This window comes from Treponema sp. R6D11 (assembly GCF_054786075.1).
In genome coordinates this window covers 1-4702 of sequence record NZ_BDHD01000137.1, presented here as the reverse complement: position 1 = coordinate 4702, position 4702 = coordinate 1, and the positions used below count along the sequence as shown (strand labels likewise).

Genomic DNA, 4702 nt, shown 5'->3' with positions numbered 1-4702 from the left:
GTTATAATCGCCGTAAAAAAAGAAGTAGGCCTCGACGGAAACCACATACAGGAAGCCGTTGTTGATCGAAATAATATGGACGGAAAGCCGGAAGTTACTTTTAGGCTGGACGGCGAAGGCGGGGAAATTTTCTACCGGCTTACGTCCGCGAATGTGGACAAAATGCTGACCATCGTTCTTGACGACAAGGTAAGGTCGCGCGCCACAATCACGCAGCCCATCCACGACTCGGTGCGCATATCCGGGTTTGGCTTGGACGAGGCGAACAATCTCGCCCTGCTTTTAAGGACGGCGGCCCTTCCCGTGGAACTTGAAGTCGCAAGCCAGCAAAGCATAGGCGCGTCGATGGGCGAGGACACGATAAAGCAGGGGCTTTTCGCCCTGTTAGGCGGCGTCGCCGCGGTTTTAGTTTTTATGCTCATATATTATAAAATATCCGGCATTAACGCCGTCGTCGCGCAAATATTAAACTTTTACATTATGTTCAGCATTCTTTCCGCGCTTAACTTTACGCTGACGTTACCCGCAATAGCAGGTTTTATTTTAACAATCGGCATGGCGGTAGACGCGAGCGTAATTATTTTCGAGCGCATGAAGGAAGAAATGCGCCTGGGCAAATCGCGCAAGGCGGTAATAGAAGCGGGTTTTGACAAGGCGTTCTGGGCGATTATGGACGGCAACATTACCACGTTTATCGCGGCGCTGTTCCTTTCCCAGCTTGGTTCGGGCCCCATTAAGGGATTTGCGGTAAGCCTTTCAATCGGAGTATTCTCATCGGTCTTTACGGCGCTCTTTGTGTCGCGGCTTATCTTCGACTTTAGCACCGATGTTTTCCATCCAAAGGATCTTTCCGTAAGCTGGACAACCAAAATTCAGAGTGACGCGCTCGATAAAAAAGGAATAAAGGTAAGTTAATGAAAAAGATATTACATTTTTCCAAATTTTTTCTTCCCGCCGCCATTATTTCAATCATCATTGTAATTGTCGGCGTTACGGGATTTCTTACAAAAGGTTTCGCACTTGGCGTCGATTTTCAGGCGGGTCTTATTCAGGAAGTGCAGTTCGCACCGACCGCTTTCAGCCTGCGCTGGTCCGGCACGACAAGCGCGATTCTTTCTTTCGACCGCAATAACCTTTTCATCGTTATTTCCGGTTCCGGCGTGGAGAATAGGACGTATACTTTTTCATTTGGCGATTATAACACCATTGGCGCCCTTTCCCGCGCTTTAACCCAGCAGTTGGAAGGCATCGAAGTAACTCTTTCCGCGAAAGAAAGCGTTAATACCCAATGGCTGCTGTTCAGTTCTTTGGGAAATCCCTACCTTGGCGATACTCCCTATGTGGTGCATTACATTGAGCCGCAAAGCCCCCCTGTTGATATTGCCGAAGTAAGGACGGCGTTGGCGGGCGTTACGCAGGGTTTTTCCGTGCAGAATGTCGGCTCTCCGCAGGATCGCCATTTTATGATCCGTATCGAAGACAAGGATGACGGCAGAATACGTTCAGATCAGGTAACGGGGCTTTTGGAGGCCCATTTCGGGAAAGGGGAGGTTGCGACGCTCCGTTCCGATTATGTTGGTTCGCGTTTTTCAAAGGACCTTACGGATCAGGCGGGCATTCTTTTGGCCCTTACCCTAGTGTTGATTTTGTTATACGCTACAATCCGCTTTAAGCCGCAGTACGCCGTAGGCGCGGTGCTTGCCATTATCCATGACACCATTGTAATTGTGGCGTTTGTCGTTTGGACGCGCATGGAATTTACCACCAGCACGATTGCCGCGATTCTTACGATTATCGGTTATTCGATCAATAACACAATCGTCATATTCGACCGTATCAGGGAAAACAACAAAATCTATCCCGATGCCCCGTTTGTCGACGTGTTAAATATTTCATTAACGGGCGTTCTCGGGCGTTCAATTATCACCACGTTTACAACCATGCTTGCGGTATTGTCCCTATTTATCTTTACGACAGGTTCAATGAAGGATTTTGCCTTGGCTCTTCTTGTCGGTTTGGTATCCGGTGTGTATACCTCGCTTTATGTCGCAACGGGTTTTGTGTATTTCTGGGAAAAACTGAAAAAAAAGAGTAAATGAAGGTAATCCGTTCAAAAGTTTTAGGCTTCTGCATGGGCGTGCGCCACGCGCTTGATATCGCCGCCGAAGAAACGGCGCGCGTTAAAGGTTCGTCCACCCGTGTTTTTTCACTTGGCCCGTTAATTCATAACCCGGAAGTTTTGTACGATTTGAAGATCAAGGGAATAGAAGAACTTCCGCCGCATGAAGAAAACGTAAAAGGCTGTTCTGTTATAATTCGCGCTCACGGTGTTGCTCCAGAAATTGAAAACGATCTGCACGACAAGGGGGCGAATATTGTAGACGCCACCTGCCCCAGAGTAAAGGCGAGCCAGTTAAAGGCCGAAGAGCTTGCGCGCGCCGGGTACGGCATTTTTCTCGCGGGTGAAAAAAGCCACGCTGAAATTGAGGGAATCCTTGGTTACGTGAAATCCTGCAACGCCCCTTTCTGCGTGGTAGTGGACAACGCCTCCGACGCCGGAAAAGAGGCAAAAAAGTTTTACAAGGCGAACCACGACACAAAAACCGCCCTTTTAGGGCAAAGCACCATTTCCGAAGAACTGTATAATTCGATAGGAGCCGCCATCGGAATGTTTTTCCCGAATCTGCAGATAATACAGACCATCTGCGCCTCCACAAAAGACCGCCAGCAGGCGATACGCGATCTGTTAAACGACGTAGACGCCGTAATTATCGCCGGCGGCAAAAAATCCGCCAACACAAACCGCCTGCTGGAAATAGCGAAAGAAAGCGGCAAACCCTGCGTGTTAATTGAAAACGCAAGCGAGATACCGCCTGAGTTCCGCTCTTACAAGACGGTGGGCTTGAGCGCCGGGGCTTCCACGCCGGATTCGGTGATTCTTGAGATTGATAGGGAGCTGAAGCGCAAGTAAAGGCAAGATGTATGCCTAAAGAAGTTAATAGCGAAAAATATTATCACTTTATATAAAAGCCGACTTATGCAAAGCCCTGCCGGTGATTTGGTGTCGTGACATTTTCTCCGCACGCTCTGGCGTGGCATTATAGGCAAACCACGACAATATCACCGGCAGGGCTTCGCATAAGCTCGGCTTTTTACCTAGCGAGGGATATTTTTCAGTATTTGGGATTTAGGCATACATCTTAGAACGCATATGAAAACTTGAGGTCGCAATTTGCGACCTCAAGTTGGGGTGGGAGACGGAAGTTGCCATTTGCCTTTACGGAGCATGGCGTTATAATGCCATGCCGCCGAAGGCTAAAAGGTTAAGGGTGTGTGGCTGGGGATATTCTCACTTCCTCTTTTTTATTCTTTTTCCGACATTTTTATATACTTCAAGCTTGTCCCTTTTTCCTATGCCCCATATTTCAATTATTTCTATTTCATCTTTTACTATTCTGTAAACAATTCTGTATTTCTTATTCGCAACATATATTTTGTAAAATCCTGACAAGTCTATATTGTTTTTATTTCCTAATTCTTCGCCTAGATATGCATTGTTTTTTAAATCGTCAATTTTTTCATTAACCAGTTTTTTTATGCTTCCATCAAGAGATTTATAATCTTTTTCGGCTTCTGGAATTAATTTTATTTCCACGGTTTATATTTTTTCCTTAATTTTATCCCATGAGACATTTTTTTTTGGATTGTATTTTTCCATGCGGGTTTCTATCATTTTTTTTATTTCATATTGTTCAACTATTTCTTCCAGCATTTTTAAATGCTCATATTCCTGATATGAAAGTAATACCGCCTCCATATTATTATTTTTTAAAATATATACGGCTTTTCCCGAATCTGATAATTTACGAACCGTCTGAGTAAGTTCCTTTTGAAGCCGAGTAATGGGCACCATTTGTTTTGTTTCTACCAACATATTTTTCTCCATATAATAATATATAGTATTATATGTATAATTATATATATTTTTTAATAATTGTCAAGCTGTAAAACATAATATTAAGCGTTTCCCGCTTGATTTCATGTTTCAGTTGACAGAAGAAGAATATGAGTTCTTGAGGTCGCAATTTGCGACCTCAAACTTGAAGTCGCAAATTGCGACTTCAAGTTGGGGCGGTAGACGGAAGTTGCCATTTGCCTTTACGGAGCATGGCGTAATAATGCTGTCTTCCGTCTTGAACAGCAAGATTGCTACAAAAATTAATATAGCGGTTGTCAAGGCTTTCATTGAAATGCGGCGTTACATTGCAAACCCTGTACATGATAAATCAGACAATGATGAACAAATGGCGGAACTCCGCAAGTTGCTTATGCTTTACATGGAAAAAAACGACAAAAGAGTGAATGAAATAATCGTTGCCTTGAATAACCTTATTGCAAAGCCGCCGAAGGCTAAAAGAATTGGGTTTACGGCTGGGGAATAGAGTTGGACAACTTCTTTCAATTTAACATAAGCGCACATTATCCGCTCTTATTAACATTATTCATCGTCCGTATCGTCAGAAGATGAATTGTTTTTATCGAAATAATTCATAATAGTATTAAAAGCCCTTTTAAAAATGCGCTGGGTTTCCCAATTGATAAGTTTACCGTTTATTTCGTCAAAAAAGGTAGAATACCAATTATCGCCGACACGCATATTAATTGTTAAAAAAATAACATTTTCTATTATTTCTGTCGCCAT

At 44.1% G+C, this 4702-nt stretch carries 8 protein-coding genes; 5 read left to right on the top strand and 3 right to left on the bottom strand.

What is annotated here, in order from left to right:
• From secD to ACYVTD_RS09830, 4 genes are all read left to right on the top strand, one after another.
• Positions 1 to 915, top strand: a 915-nt coding sequence (secD, locus tag ACYVTD_RS09845; RefSeq protein ID WP_461247604.1) for a protein translocase subunit SecD, incomplete at its 5' end; no start/stop codon positions are given.
• The gene (gene secF / locus ACYVTD_RS09840) at positions 915 to 2099 is read left to right on the top strand and encodes a protein translocase subunit SecF (RefSeq protein ID WP_461247603.1); all 1185 of its coding nucleotides are present in this window, start codon (positions 915 to 917) and stop codon (positions 2097 to 2099) included. The genes secD and secF, both read left to right, overlap by 1 nt.
• Positions 2096 to 2971: a 4-hydroxy-3-methylbut-2-enyl diphosphate reductase gene (gene ispH, locus ACYVTD_RS09835; protein WP_461247602.1), complete on the top strand. Its 876-nt coding sequence runs from the start codon at positions 2096 to 2098 to the stop codon at positions 2969 to 2971. The genes secF and ispH overlap by 4 nt, the downstream gene beginning before the upstream one ends.
• Positions 2972 to 3219: 248 nt before the next feature.
• Positions 3220 to 3327: an ORF6N domain-containing protein gene (locus ACYVTD_RS09830; protein WP_461247601.1), complete on the top strand. Its 108-nt coding sequence runs from the start codon at positions 3220 to 3222 to the stop codon at positions 3325 to 3327.
• A 22-nt stretch (positions 3328 to 3349) separates the two neighbouring features.
• Here ACYVTD_RS09830 and ACYVTD_RS09825 read toward each other — a convergent pair whose 3' ends face one another.
• Both ACYVTD_RS09825 and ACYVTD_RS09820 read right to left on the bottom strand, forming a co-directional pair.
• Positions 3350 to 3655, bottom strand: coding sequence for a type II toxin-antitoxin system RelE family toxin (locus ACYVTD_RS09825; protein ID WP_461247600.1), 306 nt, complete (start codon positions 3653 to 3655; stop codon positions 3350 to 3352).
• A 3-nt stretch (positions 3656 to 3658) separates the two neighbouring features.
• The gene (locus tag ACYVTD_RS09820; RefSeq protein ID WP_461247599.1) at positions 3659 to 3934 is read right to left on the bottom strand and encodes a type II toxin-antitoxin system Phd/YefM family antitoxin; all 276 of its coding nucleotides are present in this window, start codon (positions 3932 to 3934) and stop codon (positions 3659 to 3661) included.
• A 46-nt stretch (positions 3935 to 3980) separates the two neighbouring features.
• On the opposite strand from ACYVTD_RS09820, the gene ACYVTD_RS09815 reads away from it, so the two are divergent.
• Positions 3981 to 4442, top strand: a complete 462-nt coding sequence (locus tag ACYVTD_RS09815; protein ID WP_461247605.1) for an ORF6N domain-containing protein — start codon at positions 3981 to 3983, stop codon at positions 4440 to 4442.
• 56 nt (positions 4443 to 4498) lie between these two features.
• Here ACYVTD_RS09815 and ACYVTD_RS09810 read toward each other — a convergent pair.
• A partial coding sequence (locus ACYVTD_RS09810) for a hypothetical protein (RefSeq protein ID WP_461247598.1) occupies positions 4499 to 4702 on the bottom strand: 204 nt, incomplete at its 5' end.

Coding starts and splice junctions, on each gene's coding strand:
- secF (WP_461247603.1), top strand. CDS start 915: ATGAAAAAGATATTACATTTTTCCAAATTTTTTCTTCCCGCCGCCATT.
- ispH (WP_461247602.1), top strand. CDS start 2,096: ATGAAGGTAATCCGTTCAAAAGTTTTAGGCTTCTGCATGGGCGTGCGC.
- ACYVTD_RS09820 (WP_461247599.1), bottom strand. CDS start 3,934: ATGTTGGTAGAAACAAAACAAATGGTGCCCATTACTCGGCTTCAAAAG.